We start from the raw sequence: 22,710 nt of genomic DNA, 5'->3' as shown, positions 1-22,710 counted from the left end.
TCAAAGCAGGAGTCCAATCACTCCCCTTGCGCATCAGCAGCCCCAACTACCAAGGTCCTTACCGAGGTTAATTCACCAGCCGCGCACGTCAGACCCCCCTTCTGGAGGATCGATGAACGACGCAGCACAGCAGGACGACGGTACGCAGGACGGCGACGAAGGCTCGATGAGCCGCCGCTCGGTCCTGTGGACGACCGCCTCAGTGGCCGGTGCCGGGCTCGGACTCGGCGGTCTCAGCAGCGGCACAGCGGCCGCTGCCACTCCCACCCGGAGTCCTGAGGCCACTCCCGCGGGACAGGCGGCCGCTCCCAAGCGCCAAGGGCGCACCATGGTAGGAGTGCCGTTCGACCGGCGCTCCACCGTCCGGGTCGGCATCGTCGGCCTCGGCAACCGTGGTGGCAGCATGATCGATCTCTTCCTCGCCGTCACCGGCGTACACGTCGTCGCCGTGTGCGACCCGGTCAAGACCAAGGCCGAACGGGCGGCAGCGAAGGTGACCGCTGCCGGTCAGCCGGCGCCCGCCGTCTACACCAACGGCGAGGACGACTACGAGAATCTCTGCAAGCGCGGGGACATCGACTTCGTCTATGTGGCGACGCCCTGGGACTTCCACTTCGAGATGGCGAAGACCGCCATGCTGAACGGCAAGCATGTCGGCGTGGAGTGTCCGATCGCTCTCCAGCTCGACCAGCTCTGGGAGTTGGTCGACCTCTCCGAGCGCACCAGACGCCACTGCATGCAGCTGGAGAACTGCTGTTACGGGCGGAACGAGATGCGGGTGCTGCGCATGGCGCATGCCGGTCTCTTCGGTGATCTGCTGCACGGCGCGGGCGCGTACAACCACGATCTGCGCGGCCTGATGTTCGACCCGGGGTACTACGAAGGTCCCTGGCGCAGGCTGTGGCACACCAGGTTGCGGGGCGATCTCTACCCCAACCACGGGTTCGGTCCGGTCGCCAACTACATGGACATCAACCGCGGCGACCGTGCAGTGAGCATCACCAGTGTCGGATCCCCGTCCCTGGGGCTCGCCGAGTACCGCGAGAAGAACATGCCGGCCGGTGATCCGAGCTGGAAGGAGACCTATATCGAGAGCGACCGGACGATCAGTCTCGTCCAGACCGCCAAGGGACGAGTCATCCGGCTGGAGCACGATGTGTCCACTCCGCATCCGTACTCGCGGATCAACAGTCTCGGCGGTACGAAGGGTGTCTTCGAGGACTACCCGGCCCGTATCTACATCGAGCCCGACCACACGGACGACAACTGGGGTGACTTCGCCAAGTACACCCAGTGGGACCACTGGCTGTGGAAGGAACACGCCAACCCGCCCGGCGGTCACGGCGGTATGGACTACATGCTGGTGTTCCGGCTGATGCAGTGCATGCGGCTCGGCCTCGTCCCCGACTTCGATGTGTACGACGCGGCGACCTGGACGTCACCCGTTCCGCTCAGCCATGTGTCCATCAAGGCGAAGGGCGCGCCGCAGCAGATTCCGGACTTCACCCGCGGCGAGTGGAAGAAGGCCCGATCCGGCATGGACTCGGAGAATCCGGAAAAGGCCTGACGGGCCGATACGACGGGCTGCGGGGCCTGCTCCGGTCGAGCCGGCCCCGCAGCAGCTCCCCCGCCCGCATCGTGACCATGGCGCGATTAGTGCCGTTCCTGGAGAAAACCAATTGCTCCGACAGACGTCCCGGGGCGAACCTTGCACGGTTTGAGTCATTCACCGAACAAACCGACACACCGAACCATGGGACGTCATGCAGATTCGCGATCTTCCGTACCCGGATCCAGGCGATCCCGATGTCCGGTCAGGCCCACGCTTCCTGTTCTGGCTCGGCCGCAATCAGCTGCGCGGCCAGCTCAAGTCCTTGTCCTGGGGCCTTTTGCACCAGTGCTCCCTTGCCGGGCTGCCGCCTGCCGTCGGCTTCGCCGTGCAGGCGGTCGTCGACCGTTCCGGCAGCCGGCTCGCGTGGGCGGGCGGCCTGATCGCTGTCCTGGGTGTGCTGATCGCGCTGGGCGACACCATGCTCCACCGGACCGCCGTCACCAACTGGATCACTGCCGCCGCGCGCGTTCAGCAGCTGCTGGCCCGTAAGACCGCGGAGCTCGGCGCGGCGCTGACCCGCCGTGTCGCCGCGGGCGAGGTCGTCGCGGTGTCAACCGGCGACGTCGAGAAGATCGGCTGGTTCGTCGAGGCGCTCTCCCGCTTCGCGGCGGCCGCTGCGGCCCTCGTACTGATCTGCGTGGGGCTCATCCTCTATCTGCCGTCGCTGGGCGTCCTGGTGGCACTCGCCTTGCCGTTGCTGGCACTGGCCGTGCTGCCGCTGCTCCCCCGGGCCACCCGGCGCGCCGACCTCCAGCGTGAAAAGGCGGGCAAGGCCACGGAACTGGCCTCGGACACCGTTGCCGGGCTGCGGGTACTTCGCGGGATCGGCGGCGAGGAGCTGTTCCTGGGCCGTTACCGGCGCGCCTCGCAGGAGGTCCGCAAGGCCGCGGTGCGCAGCGCGCGGATGTGGTCGCTGATCTCGGCGATCCAGGTGCTGCTGCCGGGCGTGCTGCTCATCTCGCTGGTCGTGTACGGGGCGACGCTGGCCCGTGACGGCCGGATCGAGGTCGGTCAGCTGGTCACGGTGTACAGCGCGGCGTCACTGCTGCTGTTCCCGCTGCGCCACTTCGAGGAGATCGCGATGGCGTACTCCTTCTCGCGGCCCTCCGCCCAGCGCGCGGTCCGGGTGCTGTCGCTGCAGCGCACGGACCGGCCGTCGACCGTGGACGCAACACCGACCGGCGATCTGTACGACCCGGTCACCGGGCTGATGGCCCCGGCCGGCCTGTTCACCGCGGTGGTCTGCGGCGATCCGGACGAGGCGGGCCGGCTGGCCGAGCGTCTCGGCGGACACGCGCATGCGAACACGGACTCGGACTCGGACGCGGACTCGGACGAGGTCGGGAACGGGGCGGAGGCTTCAACTGAGAACGGAGCGCACGGCTCCACGGACGACGCCACGACCGGGCAGAAGACCCCGTCCGTCCTGCTCGGTGGCGTACCGCTGGACGAACTCCCGCTGGACTCGGCGCGGACCGCCGTACTGGTCCAGGACAAGGACCCGGTACTGCTCTCCGGCACGCTGCGCGAGCTGCTCGACGTTCCGTCGTCCGGCCGGGTGACCGCGGAGGACGCGCTGTCCGCCGCCCAGTGCGGCGATGTGCTGGGCTCATTGGCGCAGGCGTCCGTCGCCACGGACGGCGACCCGATGACGACACGCATCACCGAACGCGGCCGGTCGCTCTCGGGCGGCCAGCGCCAGCGGCTCGCTCTGGCCCGCTCGTTGGTGACCGACCCGGAGGCGCTGGTTCTCGACGAGCCGACCTCCGCCGTCGACTCGCACACGGAGGCCCGGGTCGCCGCCGGAATCAAGGCACTGCGCCAGGGCCGCACGACCGTGGCGTTCGCCTCGTCACCGCTGCTGCTCGACCTCGCGGACCGGGTGGTGCTGGTGCACCGGGGCACGGTCGTCGCGGTCGGCGCACACCGTGAACTCCTGCACGCGGACCCCCGCTACCGGGCGGTCGTGACGCGCGAGACGGACGACGAAATCGCGGTCCTGACCTCTCAGGACACGATCAAGAGGATCAGGACGATCGAGGAAATCGAGGAACGGGCATGATCGGCGTCGCAGAACCGGTGTACGACCCGGCCGCACCGGAGTCGGCGACGACCCTGCCGGTCGGCACCCCCACCACCGTACGGAGCTATGTACGGGAGCTGCTGCGGCGCCACCGCAGGCCGTTCACCGTGCTCATCTCGTTCAACGCCATCGCGGTGATCGCCTCGATCGTCGGCCCGTATCTGCTGGGCGGGCTGGTCGAGGACCTCTCCGACGGCGTCACCGACCTGCATCTGGAGCGCACCGCCGGGGTGTTCGCGCTCGCGCTGATCGTGCAGACCGTGTTCACCCGGATGATGCGCCTGCGCAGCGCGATGCTCGGCGAGGAGATGCTGGCCGATCTGCGCGAGGACTTCCTCGTACGGTCGGTCGGGCTGCCGCCGGGCGTGCTGGAACGGGCCGGGACCGGTGATCTGCTCTCCAGGATCACCACGGACATCGACCGGTTGGCCAATGCGATGCGCGAGGCCGTGCCGCAGCTGGCGATCGGTGTGGTGTGGGCGGGGCTGCTCCTGACTGCACTCGCCGTGACGGCTCCGCCGCTGGCGCTCTCGGTTCTGGTCGCCCTGCCCGTCCTGATCCTCGGCTGCCGCTGGTACTTCAAGCGGGCGCCGTCCGCGTACCGTTCGGAGGCCGCCGGATATGCGGCGGTCGCGGCGATGCTCGCGGAGACCGTGGATGCCGGACGGACCGTGGAGGCCCACCGTCTGGGTGCGCGCCGGGTGGCGCTGTCGGACCGACGGATCAAGGAGTGGACGGCGTGGGAGCGGTACACGCTCTTCCTGCGTTCCGTGCTCTTCCCCGTCATCAATGTCACCTACGTGACGATTCTCGGCGCGGTGCTGATGCTCGGCGGCTGGTTCGTCATCGAGGGCTGGCTGACCGTGGGGCAGCTGACGACGGGTGCGCTGCTGGCTCAGATGATGGTCGACCCGATCGGCCTGATCCTGCGCTGGTACGACGAGTTGCAGGTCGCACAGGTGTCGCTGGCCCGGCTGGTCGGCGTACGGGACATCGAGCCGGACGCGGGCGATGCGGAGGTCGTCCCGGACGGCCGTGATGTCCGGGCGGACGAGGTGCACTTCGGCTACCGCGCCGGGCTCGACGTCCTGCACAAGGTGTCATTGGACGTCGCACCGGGTACGCGCCTCGCGCTGGTCGGCCCGTCCGGTGCCGGCAAGTCCACGCTGGGCCGTCTGCTGGCCGGGATCTACGCCCCGCGTACGGGTGAAGTCACGCTCGGTGGAGCGGAGTTGTCACGGATGAAGGCGGAGCGCGTACGTACGCATGTGGCGCTGGTCAACCAGGAGCACCATGTGTTCGTCGGTTCGCTGCGGGACAACCTCCTGCTGGCCCGTACCGACGCCGGGGACACCGAGCTGTGGGCGTCGCTCGCGGCGGTCGACGCGGACGGCTGGGCGAGGGCCCTGGAGGAGGGGCTGGACTCCGAGGTCGGCTCCGGCGGCCTGGCGCTGACGCCGGCTCAGGCCCAGCAGATCGCACTGGCCCGGCTGGTCCTGGCCGATCCGCACACGCTGGTGCTGGACGAGGCGACGTCGTTGCTGGACCCGCGGGCCGCGCGACACCTGGAGCGTTCACTGGCCCGGGTGCTGGACGGTCGCACGGTCGTGGCGATCGCCCACCGGCTGCACACCGCACACGACGCGGATGTGATCGCGGTGGTGGAAAGCGGCCGGATCAGCGAGCTGGGAAGCCATGACGAGCTGGTGGCGGCGGACGGCGCCTATGCGGCGCTGTGGCGGTCCTGGCACGGCTGAGGGGGCTGGATCTTCGCCGATGAAGGTTCCGCAAACTGCGGTTGGCGGACTTCGCCTGGTCGGTTCCATGGCGGAGCTTTCGCTCCGTCCACGGCCGGACGCGCCTCAGTGCGGTCCGAATCGGTCAGCGATCACTAAGGTGCGGTACATGACAGATTCGTACATGGATCCGGGGACCCCGGACCGTCGCAGCGCCGTGCGGTACCTATGGCGGCTGATCACCAGTCAGCGCCGCCGGATCGCAGCCGGTGCGCGACGCGGTAGCGCCTGGATGGTCTGTCTGACGCTGCCGCCGTACGTGCTGTCCCGCGCCATCGACGACGGGCTGGAACCGGGGCAGTGATCCGCGCTGGTCGGCTGGGTCGCGGCGTTGTTGGGTGTGGAGGTGTTGAACGCGTGGCTGGCCATCATGCGACACCGCACGATGACCAGGGTGCGGCTGGACGCCGCCTTCCGTTCTGTGCAGGTTGTGGTCATGCAGGCGACCAGGCTGGGTGGGGCGCTGCCGCGCTGTCGTCCGACATGGAAATGTCAGTGGTCCCGACATCGGAAACGTCAGTGGGGTCCGTGCTCTGGGGCTGAGCCGGTTCTCGCCGATCCGTCCAAGGAGTCGAGGTAGGTGGAGAGCTGACCGGCGGCGTACAGCTGGGCCAATCCGCGCGACGTGAGGTCGCGCCGCCACGGTTCCAGGGTCCTGGCCAGCGCATCGAGGCTGCCAGCGTCGCGGAGTTCTCCGAGGACGGTGGCGATGGTGCCCAGGGGCTGGCCTCCCCGGCGCAGCAGGTGCGCCAGTTCGGCGTCGCGCACGTCCTGCGCAAGGTACTGGCGGTGCCCGGTGCGCGAATCACGTTGTGGGGTGAGGACTCCAGCGCGTTCCCAGGTGCGCAGGGTGGCCGGGTTGAGCGCGAGGTGGCGGGCGAGTTCACCGATGCTGTACGGCGTCCGAGTGCTGGCCGCTGCATCCGGGGCGGAGGCTCCGAGGTGTGAGAGCGCCGCTTCGACGGTTCGTAGCGTGTTGCGGTCGCGAGCCAGGAGTGAGTGCCCGTCGTCGACGTACTCCAGTGCTTCGTCGAGCTGGCCGCCGGTGACGGCATGCATGATGCGTCGGCTGGTCGAGTAGCCGAAGGCAGGGACGAGCGCCAGGTAGGCCGCGAGGCCGGCGGCATGAGTGGTGGTGTAGTCCCGGTACCCCGTCCGGCTGCGGTGGGCCGGCGGGATGATGCCGGCGTCCTCGTAGTTGCGGACCGCCTGCGTGGACAGGCCATGGCGACGAGCCAGGTCCACGGGCCGCATGTGACCTCCGATTGAGGGTTCCGACGCAGGTGAGCGGAGGATTCGTCGCAGAGTCTCCACCGAGCGTTCAAGGATACGATTCAGGAACATGGCACAGAGCACGCACACCATGTCCGGAGACTTCGATCTGACGATGGACGAACTGCGCGTCGTGGCGCGTTACGTTGTTCGGCACGCAGAGGACGTCCTGTCGGTCTTTGAGCAGGCTGTTCCCGACGATCCGCGCCCCCGTGCGGCGATCGACGCGGCCTGGACGTTCATCAACGGTGCCAACAGGACGAAATTGCAGCGCGTCACTTCCCTCGACGCTCACCGAGCCGCCCGGTCCGCGCCCTCCGAAGCCGCACGACTGGCCGCGCGATCCGCCGGCGACGCCGCATCGGCCGCGTACTTGCACCCCATCGCCCAGGCCGGCCAGGTCGGCCACATCCTGCGGGCCTGCGCGAGCGCTGCGCGTATCGGGGAGGTGGAGGCGGGCGGTGATACCGCGATCGGGGATGCCCTGCTGGAACGGTCGCGGCAGCGTGCGACACCGGTGCTCATCGATGTGCTGTGCCGCTACCCGCCCGCGGCAGGCGGCAGCAGTCGTGTCGCCCGGCTGATGGGCACTCTGGATCATTCCCTGCGCCAGGCGGCTGACCGGCCGCCAGGGCACACCGCAGCGAGCGGCGCCGATGCGCGCAGGAGGGAGTGCACGTCGTGATCCTCCCGAAGGTCCGCGACCCTCGCTTCGTGACGATCCGCCGTGGTGGGACTCTCACTGATGCGGATCACCGTCTCCTCGCTCTATGGGCTGCCGCCTGCGCAGAGCACGTCCTTGGCCTCTTCGAGTCGGCCCGGCCCGTGGACCCGCGACCGCGCCGGGCGATCGAGCATGCCCGGGCCTGGGTACGTGGCGAGGTCAAGATGATGCAGGCCCGCGCGGCGGGCGGGCATGCGATGGGGGCAGCCAGAGACCTGCGTGGGGCAGCACGGCATGCCGCGTACGCCGCCGGCCAGGCCGGGGCCGTCGCCCACGTCGCCGCGCACGAGCTCGGCTCGGCCGCCTACGCGATCAAGGCGGCACGTGCAGCGGCACCGGAAGGCGAGAGCGAGACCGCAGGACGACTCGAGTGCCAGTGGCAGCGCAATCAGCTCCCGGAGGCGATCCGCGAACTCGTACTTGATGACCAGCGGCTGCGCAACGACATCTGCTGGTCGGTGTTCGACTGCTGAAGCCGAACCGTGCACGGCCTCTCATGGGTACGGCCGCAGCCCTCCAGGACCTGGTGAACATGGTCGCCGCGCTGCGCGAGCGGCATCTGCCCGCCGGTGGAGACCCGGGCGTAGCCGATGCGGATCTCGCTGGAGCGCAGCGGGAAAACGGCGAGGAGGTCGTCGTCGGCGCCGAGCGCGTCAGTCACGGTGGGCAGTCTGCCCTCAAGTAACCAAGGTTCTTTGAAGATCGTCAGGCTTCGGTGGTCGACACACCAACCGGCTAGTTGTTGCGGGGCGGGACGTTCGTGACGCTCCGCAACAACTAGGCAGCGCCGCGCGTTGCGCACGCGTCGTACGGCGCGCTTGGCACCTACCGGTATGGAGCGGTCCGAATCGCGTCGGCGGCGGCCCGCAGAAGGCGACAACTCTCAGAATGACTCGCCGTAGCAGGTGGCGATCGCGGCGGCGCGGTTGCGTAGGGAAGTTCGCAACGACTGCGGGGCCAGGGCTTCCGCGTCCGTGCTGAGCTGCCACAGCGCCCATTCGGCGTGTCGTGAATCTTGGAAGGTCACATCCAGCCGCAGCCAGCCGTCTGCGTCGGGGTCTTCTGCGCGGACGGCCAGCGCGGTGTCCAGCAGGTCCTCCCGCCGCGCCGGGTTCACCCGTACCCGCACGTCGCCGCCGGAGAGAAACTGCGCGGAGCGTTCCCGCCAGATCCGGTCCAGATCGACCTGGATTGGTCGCTGTGCCGTTTCGGGGAGTTCCTCGGCGGCCAACACCCGCGACAGCCGGTAGGTGCGGTCCGCGCCAGATCTCGTGGCCAGCAAGTAGCCCCGGTCGCGTACGGTGACCAGACCGATCGGGTCCACCGTGCGCCACTGTGGTGTCTGGCCTGTGGCCGCGTAATGGATGCGCAGCTTGTGTCCGGCGAGCACCGCGCGCCGGACCTCGATCATTGTGGTGTCGGGTACCTCCACAGTGACCAGCCGACGTGAGAGCAGGTCGGTCTCCGGGTCGACGAGAAATCGCTGGGCCGCGTCGCTCGCGGTGGCCCGGTGGCTTTCGGGCAGCGCGTCGACCACCTTCCGCATGGCCGAAGCGAGCGCCGAGCCGAGGCCGACTCCCTCAAAAACCCCGGCCCGTCAAAAAGTCAGCACCACCCATTGATGAGGGAATCCGAGCCGCCTCGGCCGTATCTGGATCACGCCGGGCCCGCGTGCGCCACCGGTTCGGCCGAGGTCCACTCGTACGTGTGGATGCGGGCGCATGTTCGGGCACGGCGCCGCCGACACCACTGACACTTCGGTTCATGGGGAGGGTGTCGGCGGAGAAACGCCGGGCGGCCGTCGAACGGCCGTCCCGGCTGCGGGAGGACGAGGCGTTGACCGCCGCGCACGTCCGTACGGTCGCGGACGCGCTGGAGGTGTCGGAGCGGACGGTGTGGCGGTGGCTCGCGCCGCCGAAGGCCGCCGAGCCGGCCGTACGGCCCCGCTACGAGCTGAGCGCAACCGACCAGGCGGCGTTCGCGTTTTACCGGGGCAACGTCGCGGCGCCGGCCCGCGCCCGGCGCGCGGTCACTGCCGGGGACGGCACCACGGCCGGGGCGCCGGTGCCCGACTTCCTCGCCGAGGGGTGGGCGCGGGCGAAGACCGTCACCGAGCGGACGCTGCAACGCGCGTTCATCGCCGACATGACCGCCTCCGACCGGGCGGCGTGGAGGACCGGTGAGGCCGGGCGCCGGGCGGCCGCGGTCTACCTGCGCCGCCCGGACGCGCTGCGCGGGCGGACCTGGGAGATGGACCACAAGCAGCTCCCGCTCCTGGTCCTGCCGCCCAAGGGCAAGGCGCTCGCGCCGTGGCTGACCACCGTGGTGGACGACGGCACCCGGGCCCTGCTCGGCTGGGCCATCGCCGTCACCCCGACCTCCGGCACGGTGCTGACCGCGATGCGCATGGCGCTCACCCACGAACCGGACCTCTCGCCGTTCGGCGCGGTGCCCGAGCGCGTACGGATCGACCGCGGGCTGGAGTTCGCCGCCGGCGCCGTGAAGGAGGTCCTCGGCGGCCTGGCCGTCGTCATGCACCGCCTGCCCGCGTTCACCCCGCACCGCAAGGGCAAGGTGGAGCGGCTGAACCTTACGATCGAGCAGACGCTGATCTCCCAGCTCCCCGGCTTCACCGGCGGCCCGCGCGACGCCGGCGGGAAGCTGTACGGGCCGGTGAAGGACTCCGTCGCCGCCCAGCACGCCGCCGAGACGGCCGCCGAGGACACCGGCCCGCTGCGCATCGAGCGGTTCGTGGACCGCTTCGCCGCCTGGGCCCGCTGGTACAACACCGAGCGCCCGCACCGCTCCCTGGCCGGAGGCGCCCCGCTGACGGCCTGGACCGAGGACACCGCGTTACGGGCGCGGATCGTGCTGGCGTGTGCAGGCCCTGACGTTCCGCCGATTGTTGTGGTGGCGCGGGATCTTCGGGTAGCGGCGGATACGGTCCGCAAGTGGCGTCGGCGGTTCCTGGCCGGCCGGCTGGACGGGTTGGTGGACGAGCCCCGGCCGGGCCGGCCGCCCACCATCAGCGTCGACCAGGTGGAGGCGGTCGTGGTCAGCACGCTGGAGGAGATGTCCGCCAGATCCGGCCCACTGTCGACTTCGACAGCCCACTGCGGTCGGCCATCGATTTGCGTGACCAGTGGGTGGCGTTCTTCGGTTCCATCTGGGGCCTCACCTGACGGACACGTTCAAACTGTCGACGGACCCTTTGCGCTTGAGTGTGGCGACGGGGCGCTCGACGGCGGCACGGAGTCTGGCCAGCGCGGAGTTGGCGCGTTTCTCCCAGCCGTTGTGGCCCTTGCCCGGTGGTCGCTTGAGGGGGCGCGGATGGTTCCGCCGGCTCCTTGGTAGCCGGAGTCGGCGGTGACTTCGATGTCTGCGTGCGTCGCGGCGCCCACGATCCCGTCGGCGCGGGCGGCGGTCAGGTCGTGGACGGAGCCGGGCCGGGCCTGGCCGAGGAAGAGCAACTCCCCTTCCGCAGTGGCCAGTCCCTGAATGTTCACACCGTGGTCGTGGTGCTTGCCGCTGTATGGCGGGTCGGAATTGGTCGCCGTGGCGGTCGCCTGGCAGCGCCAGGTGCGCACCGGCGTGCCGCGATTTCGCTTCCCGACCGGCCGAGGACACGTGCCGTTCACGTCCTCCCGATAAAGGTGAAAATGGTGCGGACGACACCGGGGGGTGAATCACGATCATGTTTCACTAAAACGGACACCAGGGCATCAGTCGCCGCAGATGAATCGGGCCCAAGGATTCATTGACCTCGAACCGTGCTAACGCCTAGAGTATCGATCAGCACGCGGGAATTTATTGACCTGCAACGCCACGGGGGGCGATTGATTGTGTTCTTCCTTCTACCTTGGGATTTGCCGCACCTGGCGGGCTCTGCCTGAGGCGAGCGTCCACGGCTGACTGACCCACGGATCCCGTGCGGAAGTTTATCCGTCAACTTCTGCTGATTACTGCAGCGTACATGACGTTTCGCGGTCTTTGGCATCAATCATTCCCTGGCATGGTGGCTGGCTTCGCCATGCCGTGATGCGGTCCAAGTGCTCTCCCAGATGGGCCATCGCCGACCTCAGAGCGAGATTTCGAGGAACTTCTGTGTCTTATCGTGTCTTAGTGGTGCAGCCGGCGTTCTCAGCGAACGCCTATATCGCGCACGCCCATGCCCTGGGCTGGGATATCGTCGTGGCCTCCTATGAGAGAGAGGGTCGCGTAATTGCCGACGCAGTACGCTCCCTTACCACCGAGATAGTCACGGTGGATACCAATAACAATGCCGCCCTTGAGGCCGCCGTCATGGAATCCCATGAGCGAAACGCGATTCATGCCGTGGTGGCCGGAGGTGAATACTACGTACCCGGTGCCGCACAACTGTCGGCACGTCTCGGACTGCCCGCCCTGACCCCCACCGCCGTCGACCAGGTCCGGCACAAGGGGAGAATGCGCCAAGCGGTGGCCGAGGCCGGCCTGGAAGTGCCGAAGTTCGTGGTGGTGAGCGACTCGGCGGACCTCGAAGAGGCCTGTGCGCACGTCGGATTTCCCGCGGTCATCAAGCCCGTCGATTCCGGCGGCAGCGTGCACGTCTCGCGCGTCGACAGCATCGAAGAGGCGCGCGTGGCACTGGCCGCGATGCACGCCGAGGAAGGGCTCGAATTCGACCGCACGCTCACCCGCGACGCGATCCTCGAACAATACGTGCCCGGTACGGAGTACAGCGCCGACGGATATGTGCGCGACGGAGGTGTGGTCGTCGTCGCGGTGACCCGGAAGCTGCTCGGCCCCGAGCCCCGGTTCCTGGAACTCGGACACCTCACGCCCGCCCCGCTGGATGAGGCCACGCGCCACGAACTGGCGTCGTACGCCACGGGTGTCGTCAAGGCCGTGGGCATCACGACCGGCCCGTTCCACTGCGAACTGCGCCTCAACGAGGGCCGCCCGGTCCTCATGGAGGTGGCCGCGCGGCTGCCCGGCGACAAAATCACCGAGCTGATGGAAATGGCCACCGGCCTCATGCTGCCGGGCAAGGTCCTCGCGGACATCACCGGCGCCGATCCGGAGCGCTCGGGGGCGTACCGCGAGCCCGTCGCCAAGGCGGCCGGCATCCGCTTCCTGACTGCCGGCGGCGCGGGTTCGTACGCGCGGCTCGAAGGCTGGGACGAACTCGCCGCCGAGCCCTGGGTGGTGGCGAGCCACGTCCTCGTCGAGCCCGGCGCCGGGATCAAGACGGACGAGGCCGACTACAGCTGCCGGATCGCCGCCGTCGTCTTCACCGCCGACTCCCCCGAAGAGGCCCACGAGCGCTGGTCCGAGATCGGCGACCGCGTCCGTGTGCTCGGCGCCTGAAACGTCAACGCGTTCCCGGTGCCCGCAACGGAAGGAAGAAACACGATGGAACCCCTCCGTCTCCACTGGTGCTCGCCGCCCGACACGGGACAGGCGAAACCCACGGACACGTACAAGATCGGCAAGCTGGACATGGGCGAGGTCAAGGACTTCGTCCAGGAGGCTGAAGAACTCGGCGTCGACAGCCTGCTGTTCGGCATCTCCAACTACCTGCCCGACCCGCTGCCGGTGCTCGGCGCCCTCTCGCAGGTGACGGACCGCATCAAGTTCATGCTGGCCTACCGCCCGGGCCTGATGTCGCCGACCCTGTTCGCGCAGGTCGTCAACACTCTGTCCTGGATGACCGACGGGCGCATGTCCCTCAACATCGTCTCCGGCATCTCCCCGGCGGAGCAGGCCGGTTATGGCGACTTCCTCAGCCACGACGAGCGTTACGCCCGGTGCAACGAGTTCCTTGAGGTCATCCGTGGCCTCTGGGAGGGCGACTCGCCCATGAGCTACGACGGGCAGCACTACACCCTCAAGGACGCCTCGCTCGGCCTCGGCCACAAGGACGGCGGCCGCCCGGAGATCTACATCAGCGGTGCCTCCGCCGTCGCCCAGCAGACGGCGATCGCCTCCGGCGACTGCTGGCTGCGCTACGGCGACACCCCCGAGGGCATGGCCAAGGCGAGTAAGCCGCTCCTCGACGCCGGCAGCCGCGTGGGCACCCGTATGCACGTGCTGTCCCGCGACACGCGCGAGGAGGCGGTGGCGGAGCTCGCCAACCTCATGCGCAACCCGGACGAGGACCACACGGCGTGGATCCGCCAGTGGGTGAACACCACCGACTCCGAGGCGGTCAAGTCCTCGTACCAGCTGGCGGAGAGCGCCAAGGACGAGTGGCTCTCGCCCTACATCTGGACCGGTGCCGTGGCCTACCGCGGCGGCCCGGCGCTGTGCATCGTCGGCAGCCACGAGGAAGTCGCCCGCTACATCCACAGCTACAAGGCCGCGGGCATCAGCGAGTTCATCTTCTCCGGCTGGCCGACCCGCGACGAGATGCGGAACTTCTTCACCCACGTCGCCCCCCTGATCCGTCGTCTCGAAGAGCAGGAATCATGAGCGAGCGGGAAGAGCGCGAACTGCTGCTCGTCGGCGTCGGGATCATGGGCCGCCCGTACGTGGCGGCCGCCCGCCGGCTCGGCCTGCGGGTGCGCGGCATCGAGTCGCAGGACTGGGCCGTTGGCATCGAGGGCCTGGTCGACGCCGTCGAGCCGAGCCGGGGCCAGTACGGCTCGCTGGACGAGCTGTGGGCGGAGACCGCCCATGACGCCGCCCTGCGCAGTCGCCCGGCCGGGATCTTCGGATTCACCGAGTGCCACGTCCTGGGCGCCGCCCTGGCCCAGGAGACCCATGGCTTACCCGGACCGTCCCTGGGGGCGGCCGTGATCTCGCGGAACAAGGCACTGCAGCGCGGGCGCTTCCGCGCCCACGGGATCGGCCAGCCCGACTACGTCCTCACCAACGACCTGGCCGGGGCGGCCGAGTGGGCCAAGTCCCGCCTCCCGGTGGTGATCAAGCCGCTGTCGTCGGCCGGCAGCGACGGCGTCGAACTCGTCGCCGACGCCGCCGCCTTCGACGCCGTGGCGGTACGACGCGCCTCGGAGCGGCCGCTGCTGGTGGAGACCGCGGTCGAGGGACCCGAGTACAGCTGGGAGGCCCTGGTCCGCGACGGCGAGGTCTGGTTCGCGAACCTGACCGCCAAGACCACCACGGACGCGCCCGACTTCGTCGAGCTGGAGCACCGGGCTGCGGTGTCCCTGCCGGCCGCCGAGACCGAACAGGTCGCCGAACTGGGCCGGTCCGTCATCGCCGCCATAGGGATGCGCACCGGCATCGTGCACCTGGAATTCCGGATGACGAGCTCCGGCCCCTCGGTGATGGAGGTCGCGGTCCGCACGCCCGGCGACTACATCATGGAGCTGTGCTCCCTGGCGTACGGGATGGACTGGTTCGAGCTGGTGCTGCGGCTCGTCGTCGGTGACGAGCTGCCGCCACCGCCCGAGGGGCCGGTGAAGTTCTCGGCCAGCCTCTTCGTGGTCTCCGACCCCGGCGAGGTGATCGCCGTCGACGGTCTCGACGAGGTCCGCGCGCACCCCGCCGTCGTGGACGTCGCCGCCAAGGTGAAGGCCGGCGACACCGTCCAGCGGACCTCCTCCTCCCTGCAGCGCACCGGGTACGCGGTGCTCGCCGCGGACTCGCGCAAGGAGCTGGAAGAAGCCATCGAATTCGTCCGGCGAACCCTGTCGATCAAGACGGTTCCCGTGGCGACGGAGGAGTGAGCCGTGCACATTGTCGTCGTCAACCGCTGGCCGCGGTACACCGAAGGGCCGCGCTGGGACTTCTCGATGGGCCGCTTCGAGGAGCTCATCGACCATGATCGGCACCGCGTCAGCTACGTCGTCGACGCGGTCGGCGCCACCGGGATCCTTGCCGCTCCCGAGCGGATCGCGAGCACCGTCCAGATCGAGGACGTCAACGACTTCGAGGCGCTGCGCGACGCGGTCCGCCGGGTCACGGACGAGGTCGGCCCGGTCGACCGGCTGATCGCCGTCTCCGAGTTCACCCTCGGCATCGCGGCCGAGGTCCGCGAGGCGCTGGACATCCCCGGGCCCCGCCCGGAGGAGGTCGCGGTCTACCGCAACAAGCTGCGGATGAAGGAGCTCGTCGCCAAGGCGGGCGTCCGCGTGCCCCGCTTCGACGCTTGCGGAAGCGCCGGGTCCGCGCTGGAGTTCGCCCGGGCCACCGGGTTCCCGCTGATCCTCAAGCCGGTGTCCGGGGCCGCGAGCATGGGCGTGCACCGCGTCGAGGACGAGGCCGCGCTTACCATGCTGCTGGCGGAGGTCGACCTCGCCGACTACGAGCTCGAGGAGTTCGTCGAAGGCGCGATCTATCACGTCGACGGGTTCGCGGACGGGGACGCCGGGATCCCGTTCATGGCGGTGTCCCGCTACATCAACGACTGCCTGGCCTTCGAGGCCGGCGGGCAGCCGCTCGGCTCGGTCGTCGTCCAGGACTCCCCGCTGCGCATCCGTGTGCACGAGTTCGCCCGGCGCTGCGTGTCGGGTCTGGGCATGACCTCCATGCCGTTCCACCTGGAACTCTTCGTCACGCCCGACGGGGACCTGGTGTTCCTGGAGATCGCGGGCCGCATCGGCGGGGCAGAGGTGCCGTACCTCACGGACAAGCTCTTCGGGGTCAACCTCTTCGAGCTCTGGCTGGACGCCCTGTGCGAGGGGCGGGCGACGGTCCCGCCGCAAGCGGGCGACCCGTCCGGCGGCTGGCTGATCATCCCGAAGCCCGCCGGCCTGCCGGCCGAGGTCGTCTCGGTGACCTCCATGCGGGACCGCTTCTCCACTATCTGGCGGGAGTTGGTGCCGGCCCCGGGCGAGGTGATGGAGCCGGGCGGCAGCTATGACGCGGTGCACAGCGGGCGGTTCATCTTCACCGGCAACGAGCCGGCCGTCGAGGAGGACATCCGGAAGATCATCGCCGGTTTCCACATCGAAACCGTTCCGGTGCCGCAGTGAGGAGTCTCGGGCCGGGCCGCTCCCGGCCGAGCACAAGGGAGCGATCGATCTCATGACCGCGCGATCCGTACTGCACCAAAGGCTGTTCGCCTGCGGTGTCCTCCTCGGGGTGGTTGCCGAGCAGATGGTGATGTTCGCCGTCCCGCTGCTCATCTTCCAGGACACCAAGGAGGTGTCGGCCCTCGGCCTGGCCTACGCGATCGAGTGGCTCCCGGCCCTCCTCGCGTACCCCTTCGCCGGACTCCTCGCCGACCGTGACGGCGGGGCGAGGCTGTTCTCCGTCGTCACGGCCGGCCGGGCCGTCGTCCTCGGCGGCGCCCTCGTCGGCTGTCTGGCCGCGCCCTCACTGCTGACGCCCATTCTGATGACGGCCGCGCCGCTGCTCTCGCTGCTCATGGCGCCGGTGCGCATGTCCGTCGAGAAGGTCGTGCCCCAGCTGGCCAAGGGCACCGAAGTGGCCAAGATTCAAGGCCTGGTGCAGAGCATGGAGGTCTCGGCGATGGCCATCGGCCCCGCCCTGGCGATGCTGGGCGTGGCCTTCATCGACAAGACCTGGCTGCTCGGCGCCGCCGCGGCGGTCTTCGCTGCCGCCGCTGCCTGCTGGTTGCCGCTGCCGCGCGGGCTGCGCACCCCCAGCAGCGGCGGAGCCGCGGAGATCGTCGCCGAACTCCGGCTGGGATGGTCCCTGTTGGTCCGCAGCAGGCCGCTGGTCCTGCTGGCCTCGCTCAACTTCTCGATCAACCTGGTCTTCGCCGTGGTGCTCGCCGCCAACGCCGCACTCGTCACCGGCGTGTTCCACGCCCCCGAGTCGTCGTTCGCCATGCTCAACATCTGTATCGGCGTGCTGGGGATCGTCAACCTCCTGGTCATCCCGTTCCTGCTCCGGTACGTCAACGTGAGGATGCTCGGGATCTTCGGCTTCGCCCTGCTCTGCTCCTGTCTGCTGCTCATCGGCTTCGCCTCCTCCATGCTGCTGTACGCCCCGGCGTTCGTGGCGGCCATGGTCGGAGTGACGTACTTCAACGTCTTCAACCGGACGCAGCGCATCAAGGTCCTTCCCGAGAAACACCTCGGAAAGGTCATGGGGCCGTTCTATCTGCTCAATATGCTGGCCATGCCCATAGCGGGACTTCTGGTGGCCGGCTCCGGATCCGGCCTGGGCCCCCAACAACTCGTCCTGGTACTGGCCGTGGCGCTCACCGCATTGGGTGCGGTCATGTTGCCGCTGACGATCCAAGCCTTCGGCCGCGCGATTGCCGCACGCGAGACGACTCTCGTGGGCGCGACCGCGGAATAACCTTCGCCGCGAAGGGGCGGCGGCGGTTACAAAAAACACCATCGTGGGCCGTTGATTTCTTCGGCCTGCCCGAAAACGATTCACGAGCTGCTCCGCGGAGGGACTTGATGGACATCGGTTCTGTACGCTTCAGCGAACTCTTTGGCTCGTTCCCGACCCCGATCGCCATCGTGACGGCAACAGACGGAAAGGGTGAGCCGTACGGCTTCACCAGCAACGCCGTCTGTGCGGTGTCGGCGGCGACGTCGACGCTGCTGGTATCCGTCGGCAAGGGGTCCCGCACACTGCCGGCGATCATGTCGTCGCAGGCGTTCGCGGTGAACTTCCTCTCCTCGTCCGGGCGTGACGCCTCTCAGGTGTTCGCGAGCAAGGCCACGGACAAGTTCGCACATGTCGAATGGCGCCCCTCGGCCATTGCCGAAGGCGCGCCACTGCTCACCGGAATTGCACTCGGCTTTGCGGAATGCAGGGCTGAAAAAGCGATCGAGGTGAGTGACCATTGGCTTGTCATAGGCCGGGTGGAAGGCGTCGAAATCTTCCCCCGTGAGCCACTTCTCTACCGTCGGGGCGACTACGGTGTCTGGTCGCCGCTGAACGAGTTCTCCACTCTCTAGAGCGATATTCGGGGCCGAATCTCTTGATTCACCCGCTCGCCACTCTCTGAAAACATCTCGACTTTCTCCTGCCGAACATGGAAACAGAAGGGTTTCGCATGGATATCGGGGCCGTAGACCACGTCGAGTTCTATGTTGGAGATGCCCAGCAGTCCGCGTTCTACCTCTGCACCGCTTTCGGCTTCCGTATGTGCGGCCAGGCCGGGCCCGAGACCGGACAGGCCGACTACCGCTCGCTGCTGCTGCGCCAGGGCGGCATCGAGGTCGTCCTCACCTCCGCCCTCGCCCCCTCCCACCCGGCCGCGTCCTACGTGATGCAGCACGGTGACGGCGTCGCCAACATCGCCTTCGAGGTCAGCGACGCCGCCAAGGCCTTCGAACTGGCCGTCGAGCGGGGCGCCACCGCCGTCGAGCAGCCCACCGTCCACAGCAAGGACGGCACCGAGGTGGTCACCGCCGCGGTCCTGGGCTTCGGTGACGTCGCCCACCGGTTCGTCCAGCGCACCGGCGACCGCGAGCAGTTCCTGCCCGGCGTGATGGACATCATCGCCGCCGACCCCGAGGCGGGCGAGGAACTGCTCAGCACCGTGGACCACGCGGCGATCTGCCTGCCCGCGGGCCAGCTGCGCCCCACGGTCGCGTTCTACGAGAAGGTCTTCGGCTTCTCGCAGATCTTCGAGGAATTCATCGAGGTCGGCACCCAGGCCATGGACTCCAAGGTGGTCCAGAGCCCTTCCGGCAAGGTGACCTTCACCCTGATCGAGCCGGTCACCGACCGTGAGCCCGGCCAGATCGACACCTTCCTGGCCCGCCACGGCGGCGCCGGCGTGCAGCACCTGGCGCTGCTCTGCGACGACATCGTGGGCACCGTGCAGACCCTGGAGAAGCGAGGCGTCAACTTCCTGCAGACGCCGGGCTCTTACTACGACCAGCTCCAGGAGCGCTTCGAGCGCCTCAACCTCCAGGTCGAGGACCTGCGCCGGACCAACGTCCTGATCGACGAGGACCACTGGGGCCAGGTGTTCCAGATCTTCACCCAGTCCCAGCACGTACGGAAGACGTACTTCTGGGAGGTCATCGACCGGCACGGCGCCCGCACCTTCGGCAGCGGCAACATCAAGGCGCTCTACGAGGCGGTCGCCCGCGAGAAGGCCGTCTCCTGACCCGCTCCACGCGCTGTCCCTCCACCGAACCACGCACCTTGTAAGGATGACCATGACCATCCAGGACGCCCAGAGCTTCACCCTCACCGACGAGGAGCGCGCGCTGCTCCCGACCGACGAGGACGTCGCCTTCTACGCCGAGCACGGCTGGTACCTGTCGAAGAAGCTGTTCACAGACGAGGAGGTCGAGCAGCTGGAGGCCGCCAGCGAGCGCTTCTACGCCGGCCACCGCGACCGCACCCTGCCGGTACGTCCGCCCAAGCTGGCCTACTGGGAGCCGGAGAAGGGCGACGTCCAGCGGCACAACGACTACATCCACTACGAGGACGACACCATAGGCCGCATCCTACGCAAGCCGCTGCTGGGCGCCGTCGCCGCGCGCCTGGCCCAGGCCGAGCAGATCCGGGTGTTCCAGTCGACGCTCATCTACAAGCCCCCGGTGGCGCAGGAGCAGTCGAACATCGTGCCCTGGCACTTCGACCGCCACTACTGGTCCACCTCCACCTCCGAGCGGATGCTGACCGCGTTCATCCCCTTCCACGACTGCAGTGAGGAGATGGGCACCATCACGATGGTCGACGGCAGCCACCTGTGGAAGGAGACGGCCGAGAACGACGCCACCTCCCTGCACTTCGCCGAGCGCGACCGCTCCGAGCTGGACCAGATGCTGGAGGACAACGCGGCCTTCAACGGGGGCGAGGTCAACAAGATCCCCGTCTTCATCCCCAAGGGCCACGTCAACTTCCACCACTGCCGCACCTACCACGGCAGCGGTGCCAACGTCAGCGGCCGCCCGCGCCGCGCCATCTCCTTCCACCTGCAGGACGGCGAGAACCGCTACCACGACTTCTTCCGCTCGGACGGCACCCAGGTCAACTACAACCACGACGTGCTCGTGCGGCGCACCGCCGAGGGCACCCCCGACTACAGCGACCCCGAGTACCTCCCGCTCCTGTGGAGCGACCACTGATGCGAAGTGCCGCAGTGGTCGGAACCGGCCTGATCGGTACCTCGATCGCCCTGGCCCTTCGGGGCTGGGGCGTGACCACCTACCTGATCGACACGAACCCGAAAGCGGCGCGCGCCGCCGCAGACCTCGGGGCCGGTATCGCAGGAACACCTCGTGGACCGGTCGACCTGGCCGTTATCGCGGTACCACCGCGGCACGTCGCGGCGGCACTGAAGGAACACCAACTGCAGCAGCTTGCGCACGACTTCACGGACGCCGCGAGTATCAAGGAACTGCCCCAGCAAAAAGCGGCCCAGGCCGGCTGCGACCTCACCCGCTTCGTCGGCGGCCACCCCATGGGCGGCCGGGAGCAGTCCGGCCCGCTCGCCGCCCGGGACGACCTGTTCCACGGACGGCCCTGGGTGCTCACCCCCTCCGCGCACACCCGGGCGCAGACCGTCGAACGCGCCCGGCTCCTAGCCGAGTTATGCGGCGCCCGGCCGGTCATGATGGCCCACGCCGAGCACGACCGCGCGGTGGCGCTCACCTCGCACGCCCCGCATCTGGTGTCGAGCCTGCTCGCGGGGCGGTTACTGCACGGCGACCCGTCCCAGCTGGTGCTCGCCGGACAGGGACTGCAGGACATCACCCGTCTCGCCGCGGGCAGCGCCGACCTGTGGACCGACATCCTCGGCTCCAACGCCGTGGCCGTCGCCAACATCCTCACCGGTTTCGCCCAGGACCTGCACCAGGTGGTCGAGGCCCTGCAGGGCCTGGGCACCGCCCACGAGCCGGAGCAGCAGCGCGTCCACACGGACCGGCTCACCACGGCTTTGGTCCGCGGCATACAGGGCCGGGCCCGGATCCCCGCACGCAACACGGCCCCCACCCTGAGCACGGCCTCCGCGGCCGCGCCGAGAGGAGTCTGAGCGGTGACACAGGCCGCCCCGCCGTCCCTGCAGGCCCTGGCGCTCGACGAGCTGCACGGGGCGCTCAGCGACCCGGTCCTCGACGCCATGAACTTCCTCAACGAGGTCGTCGGCCGGTTCCCGCAGGCCATCTCCTTCGCGCCCGGTCGGCCCACCGAGGGCGACTTCGAGCCCGACGACCTCGTGCGCCACCTGCACACGTACACCAGCTACCTGGAAGAGACCCTGGGCTGGTCGCGCGACCGGGTGCGCACCCAACTGTTCCAGTACGGCCGCACCAACGGGATCATCCACGAGCTGATCGCCCGGACGGTCGCCAACGACGAGGGGATCGAGGTGCCCCCGGAAGCCGTTGTGGTGACGACCGGCTGCCAGGAGGCCATGCTCCTCACCCTGCGGGCGCTCTTCGCCGCCCCCGAGGACACGCTGCTGGTCAGCTCGCCGTGCTACGTGGGCATCACCGGCGTGGCCCGGCTCCTGGGCATCCGGGTGCGGCCCGTGCCCGAGGGACCCGCCGGAACCGACCCGGAGGCGGTGCTGGCGGCCGCGCGCGCCGCCAGGGAAGCCGGCGAACGCCCCCGGGCCTTCTACGTCGTCCCGGACTTCGCCAATCCGTCCGGCACCAGCATGAGCCTCCCGGACCGCGAGCGCCTACTGCGGGTGGCCGAGGAGGAGGACCTGCTCGTCCTGGAGGACGACCCCTACGGCTTCTTCGTACGGACCGGTTCGGCCCGCCCCACGCTCAAGGCCCTCGACACGGGCCGCCGCGTGGTGCACCTGGGCTCCTTCGCCAAGACGGCGCTGCCCGGGGCCCGGGTGGGCTACGTCATCGCCGACCAGGAGGTCGTCGGCCCGGGCGGCCGGCGCTCGCTGCTCGCCGACGAGCTGTCCAAGATCAAGAGCATGACGACCGTCAACACCTCGGCCGTCAGCCAGGCCGTCATCGGCGGACTGCTCATCGAGAGCGACTGCCGACTGCGCGAGGCGAACGCCGGGGCCATCGCGTATTACCGCACGAACATGGACACGCTCCTCGACGAGCTGGAGCGGCACTTCCCCGCGGAGCGCCGGGCCGAACTCGGCGTCTCCTGGAACCGTCCGGACGGCGGCTTCTTCGCCGTCGTCACCGTGCCCTTCGCCGCCGACCACAAGGCCCTGGAGCTGTCCGCGCGCACCTACGGCGTGCTGTGGACGCCGATGAGCGACTTCCACCTGGACAGCGGCGGCACCCACCAACTGCGCCTGTCGTGTAGCGCGCAGAGCCCGGAGGTCATCGCCGAGGGCATGGCCAGGCTGGCCGCCTTCATCACCGCGCGGACCACCGGCACCGCCGCCTGACGGCCGGTGCCC

The 22,710-nt window shown here is 69.0% G+C and carries 18 protein-coding genes and 3 pseudogenes; 18 read left to right on the top strand and 3 right to left on the bottom strand.

The features are described from left to right. Positions 1–112 precede the first annotated feature (112 nt). The 4 genes and pseudogenes from OG953_RS37060 to OG953_RS37045 all read left to right on the top strand — a co-directional run. Entirely contained in the window at positions 113–1,567 is a 1,455-nt protein-coding gene (locus OG953_RS37060) for a Gfo/Idh/MocA family protein (protein WP_405689819.1), read from the top strand. A 196-nt stretch (positions 1,568–1,763) separates the two neighbouring features. Next, positions 1,764–3,674, top strand: coding sequence for an ABC transporter transmembrane domain-containing protein (locus OG953_RS37055; RefSeq protein ID WP_405689816.1), 1,911 nt, complete (start codon positions 1,764–1,766; stop codon positions 3,672–3,674). Further along, a complete protein-coding gene (locus tag OG953_RS37050; RefSeq protein WP_405689813.1) occupies positions 3,671–5,452 on the top strand; it encodes an ABC transporter ATP-binding protein in 1,782 nt (593 codons plus the stop codon). The genes OG953_RS37055 and OG953_RS37050 overlap by 4 nt, the downstream gene beginning before the upstream one ends. A gap of 148 nt (positions 5,453–5,600) precedes the next feature. Then, positions 5,601–5,963 (top strand): annotated as a pseudogene (locus OG953_RS37045) (ABC transporter ATP-binding protein); the annotation flags it as partial. 44 nt (positions 5,964–6,007) lie between these two features. Here OG953_RS37045 and OG953_RS37040 read toward each other — a convergent pair. Continuing rightward, positions 6,008–6,745, bottom strand: coding sequence for a MerR family transcriptional regulator (locus OG953_RS37040; protein WP_405689811.1), 738 nt, complete (start codon positions 6,743–6,745; stop codon positions 6,008–6,010). A 133-nt stretch (positions 6,746–6,878) separates the two neighbouring features. Between OG953_RS37040 and OG953_RS37035 the strand changes: the two genes are divergently transcribed. Genes OG953_RS37035 through OG953_RS37025 form a run of 3 tightly spaced genes read left to right on the top strand, consistent with a single transcriptional unit; the run spans position 6,879 to position 8,172 of the window. After that, a complete protein-coding gene (locus OG953_RS37035; RefSeq protein ID WP_405689809.1) occupies positions 6,879–7,448 on the top strand; it encodes a putative immunity protein in 570 nt (189 codons plus the stop codon). After that, entirely contained in the window at positions 7,445–7,960 is a 516-nt protein-coding gene (locus OG953_RS37030; protein ID WP_405689807.1) for a putative immunity protein, read from the top strand. Before OG953_RS37035 ends, OG953_RS37030 begins: the two co-directional genes overlap by 4 nt. Positions 7,961–7,983: 23 nt before the next feature. Beyond that, positions 7,984–8,172, top strand: coding sequence for a hypothetical protein (locus OG953_RS37025; RefSeq protein WP_405689804.1), 189 nt, complete (start codon positions 7,984–7,986; stop codon positions 8,170–8,172). Between the two features lie 198 nt (positions 8,173–8,370). Here OG953_RS37025 and OG953_RS37020 read toward each other — a convergent pair. After that, a pseudogene (locus OG953_RS37020) lies at positions 8,371–9,060 on the bottom strand (helix-turn-helix transcriptional regulator); the annotation flags it as partial. Positions 9,061–9,251: 191 nt separating this feature from the next. Here OG953_RS37020 and OG953_RS37015 point away from each other — a divergent pair. After that, positions 9,252–10,841: a helix-turn-helix domain-containing protein gene (locus OG953_RS37015; RefSeq protein ID WP_405689802.1), complete on the top strand. Its 1,590-nt coding sequence runs from the start codon at positions 9,252–9,254 to the stop codon at positions 10,839–10,841. Between the two features lie 20 nt (positions 10,842–10,861). Here OG953_RS37015 and OG953_RS37010 read toward each other — a convergent pair. Beyond that, positions 10,862–11,074 (bottom strand): annotated as a pseudogene (locus OG953_RS37010) (transposase family protein); the annotation flags it as partial. Positions 11,075–11,525: 451 nt separating this feature from the next. Here OG953_RS37010 and OG953_RS37005 point away from each other — a divergent pair. The 10 genes from OG953_RS37005 to OG953_RS36960 all read left to right on the top strand — a co-directional run bounded on the left by OG953_RS37005 (position 11,526) and on the right by OG953_RS36960 (position 22,698). Further along, positions 11,526–12,836, top strand: coding sequence for an ATP-grasp domain-containing protein (locus tag OG953_RS37005; RefSeq protein WP_405689800.1), 1,311 nt, complete (start codon positions 11,526–11,528; stop codon positions 12,834–12,836). A gap of 45 nt (positions 12,837–12,881) precedes the next feature. Beyond that, entirely contained in the window at positions 12,882–13,940 is a 1,059-nt protein-coding gene (locus tag OG953_RS37000; RefSeq protein ID WP_405689798.1) for an LLM class flavin-dependent oxidoreductase, read from the top strand. Beyond that, positions 13,937–15,160, top strand: coding sequence for an ATP-grasp domain-containing protein (locus OG953_RS36995; RefSeq protein WP_405689796.1), 1,224 nt, complete (start codon positions 13,937–13,939; stop codon positions 15,158–15,160). The genes OG953_RS37000 and OG953_RS36995 overlap by 4 nt, the downstream gene beginning before the upstream one ends. A 3-nt stretch (positions 15,161–15,163) precedes the next feature. After that, positions 15,164–16,408 carry an acetyl-CoA carboxylase biotin carboxylase subunit family protein gene (locus OG953_RS36990; RefSeq protein ID WP_405689794.1) on the top strand — a complete coding sequence of 415 codons (1,245 nt, stop codon included), beginning with the start codon at positions 15,164–15,166 and terminating at the stop codon, positions 16,406–16,408. A 52-nt stretch (positions 16,409–16,460) separates the two neighbouring features. Beyond that, positions 16,461–17,705: an MFS transporter gene (locus tag OG953_RS36985; RefSeq protein ID WP_405689792.1), complete on the top strand. Its 1,245-nt coding sequence runs from the start codon at positions 16,461–16,463 to the stop codon at positions 17,703–17,705. A 107-nt stretch (positions 17,706–17,812) separates the two neighbouring features. Next, complete coding sequence (locus OG953_RS36980; protein WP_405689791.1) at positions 17,813–18,319, top strand: flavin reductase family protein; 507 nt, start codon at positions 17,813–17,815, stop codon at positions 18,317–18,319. 98 nt (positions 18,320–18,417) lie between these two features. Further along, complete coding sequence (gene hppD / locus OG953_RS36975; protein WP_405689790.1) at positions 18,418–19,482, top strand: 4-hydroxyphenylpyruvate dioxygenase; 1,065 nt, start codon at positions 18,418–18,420, stop codon at positions 19,480–19,482. Between the two features lie 46 nt (positions 19,483–19,528). Then, positions 19,529–20,452 carry a phytanoyl-CoA dioxygenase family protein gene (locus OG953_RS36970; protein ID WP_405689788.1) on the top strand — a complete coding sequence of 308 codons (924 nt, stop codon included), beginning with the start codon at positions 19,529–19,531 and terminating at the stop codon, positions 20,450–20,452. After that, positions 20,452–21,360, top strand: coding sequence for a prephenate dehydrogenase (locus OG953_RS36965; protein ID WP_405689786.1), 909 nt, complete (start codon positions 20,452–20,454; stop codon positions 21,358–21,360). Before OG953_RS36970 ends, OG953_RS36965 begins: the two co-directional genes overlap by 1 nt. A 3-nt stretch (positions 21,361–21,363) precedes the next feature. Beyond that, the gene (locus OG953_RS36960) at positions 21,364–22,698 is read left to right on the top strand and encodes a PLP-dependent aminotransferase family protein (RefSeq protein WP_405689784.1); all 1,335 of its coding nucleotides are present in this window, start codon (positions 21,364–21,366) and stop codon (positions 22,696–22,698) included. The last annotated feature ends 12 nt before the right edge of the window (positions 22,699–22,710 follow it).

It is taken from the genome of Streptomyces sp. NBC_00057, assembly GCF_045041165.1.
In the GTDB taxonomy this organism is placed as follows: domain Bacteria; phylum Actinomycetota; class Actinomycetes; order Streptomycetales; family Streptomycetaceae; genus Streptomyces.
Note: the sequence above shows the minus strand (reverse complement) of the source record. Positions and strands in the feature narration are given on the sequence as shown.

Excerpts from the sequence above, each read along its gene's own strand:
- OG953_RS37060 (WP_405689819.1), top strand. The coding sequence starts at position 113 with ATGAACGACGCAGCACAGCAGGACGACGGTACGCAGGACGGCGACGAA.
- OG953_RS37055 (WP_405689816.1), top strand. The coding sequence starts at position 1,764 with ATGCAGATTCGCGATCTTCCGTACCCGGATCCAGGCGATCCCGATGTC.
- OG953_RS37050 (WP_405689813.1), top strand. The coding sequence starts at position 3,671 with ATGATCGGCGTCGCAGAACCGGTGTACGACCCGGCCGCACCGGAGTCG.
- OG953_RS37040 (WP_405689811.1), bottom strand. The coding sequence starts at position 6,745 with ATGCGGCCCGTGGACCTGGCTCGTCGCCATGGCCTGTCCACGCAGGCG.
- OG953_RS37035 (WP_405689809.1), top strand. The coding sequence starts at position 6,879 with ATGGACGAACTGCGCGTCGTGGCGCGTTACGTTGTTCGGCACGCAGAG.
- OG953_RS37025 (WP_405689804.1), top strand. The coding sequence starts at position 7,984 with ATGGGTACGGCCGCAGCCCTCCAGGACCTGGTGAACATGGTCGCCGCG.
- OG953_RS37015 (WP_405689802.1), top strand. The coding sequence starts at position 9,252 with ATGGGGAGGGTGTCGGCGGAGAAACGCCGGGCGGCCGTCGAACGGCCG.
- OG953_RS37005 (WP_405689800.1), top strand. The coding sequence starts at position 11,526 with ATGCGGTCCAAGTGCTCTCCCAGATGGGCCATCGCCGACCTCAGAGCG.
- OG953_RS37000 (WP_405689798.1), top strand. The coding sequence starts at position 12,882 with ATGGAACCCCTCCGTCTCCACTGGTGCTCGCCGCCCGACACGGGACAG.
- OG953_RS36995 (WP_405689796.1), top strand. The coding sequence starts at position 13,937 with ATGAGCGAGCGGGAAGAGCGCGAACTGCTGCTCGTCGGCGTCGGGATC.
- OG953_RS36985 (WP_405689792.1), top strand. The coding sequence starts at position 16,461 with ATGACCGCGCGATCCGTACTGCACCAAAGGCTGTTCGCCTGCGGTGTC.
- OG953_RS36980 (WP_405689791.1), top strand. The coding sequence starts at position 17,813 with ATGGACATCGGTTCTGTACGCTTCAGCGAACTCTTTGGCTCGTTCCCG.
- hppD (WP_405689790.1), top strand. The coding sequence starts at position 18,418 with ATGGATATCGGGGCCGTAGACCACGTCGAGTTCTATGTTGGAGATGCC.
- OG953_RS36970 (WP_405689788.1), top strand. The coding sequence starts at position 19,529 with ATGACCATGACCATCCAGGACGCCCAGAGCTTCACCCTCACCGACGAG.
- OG953_RS36965 (WP_405689786.1), top strand. The coding sequence starts at position 20,452 with ATGCGAAGTGCCGCAGTGGTCGGAACCGGCCTGATCGGTACCTCGATC.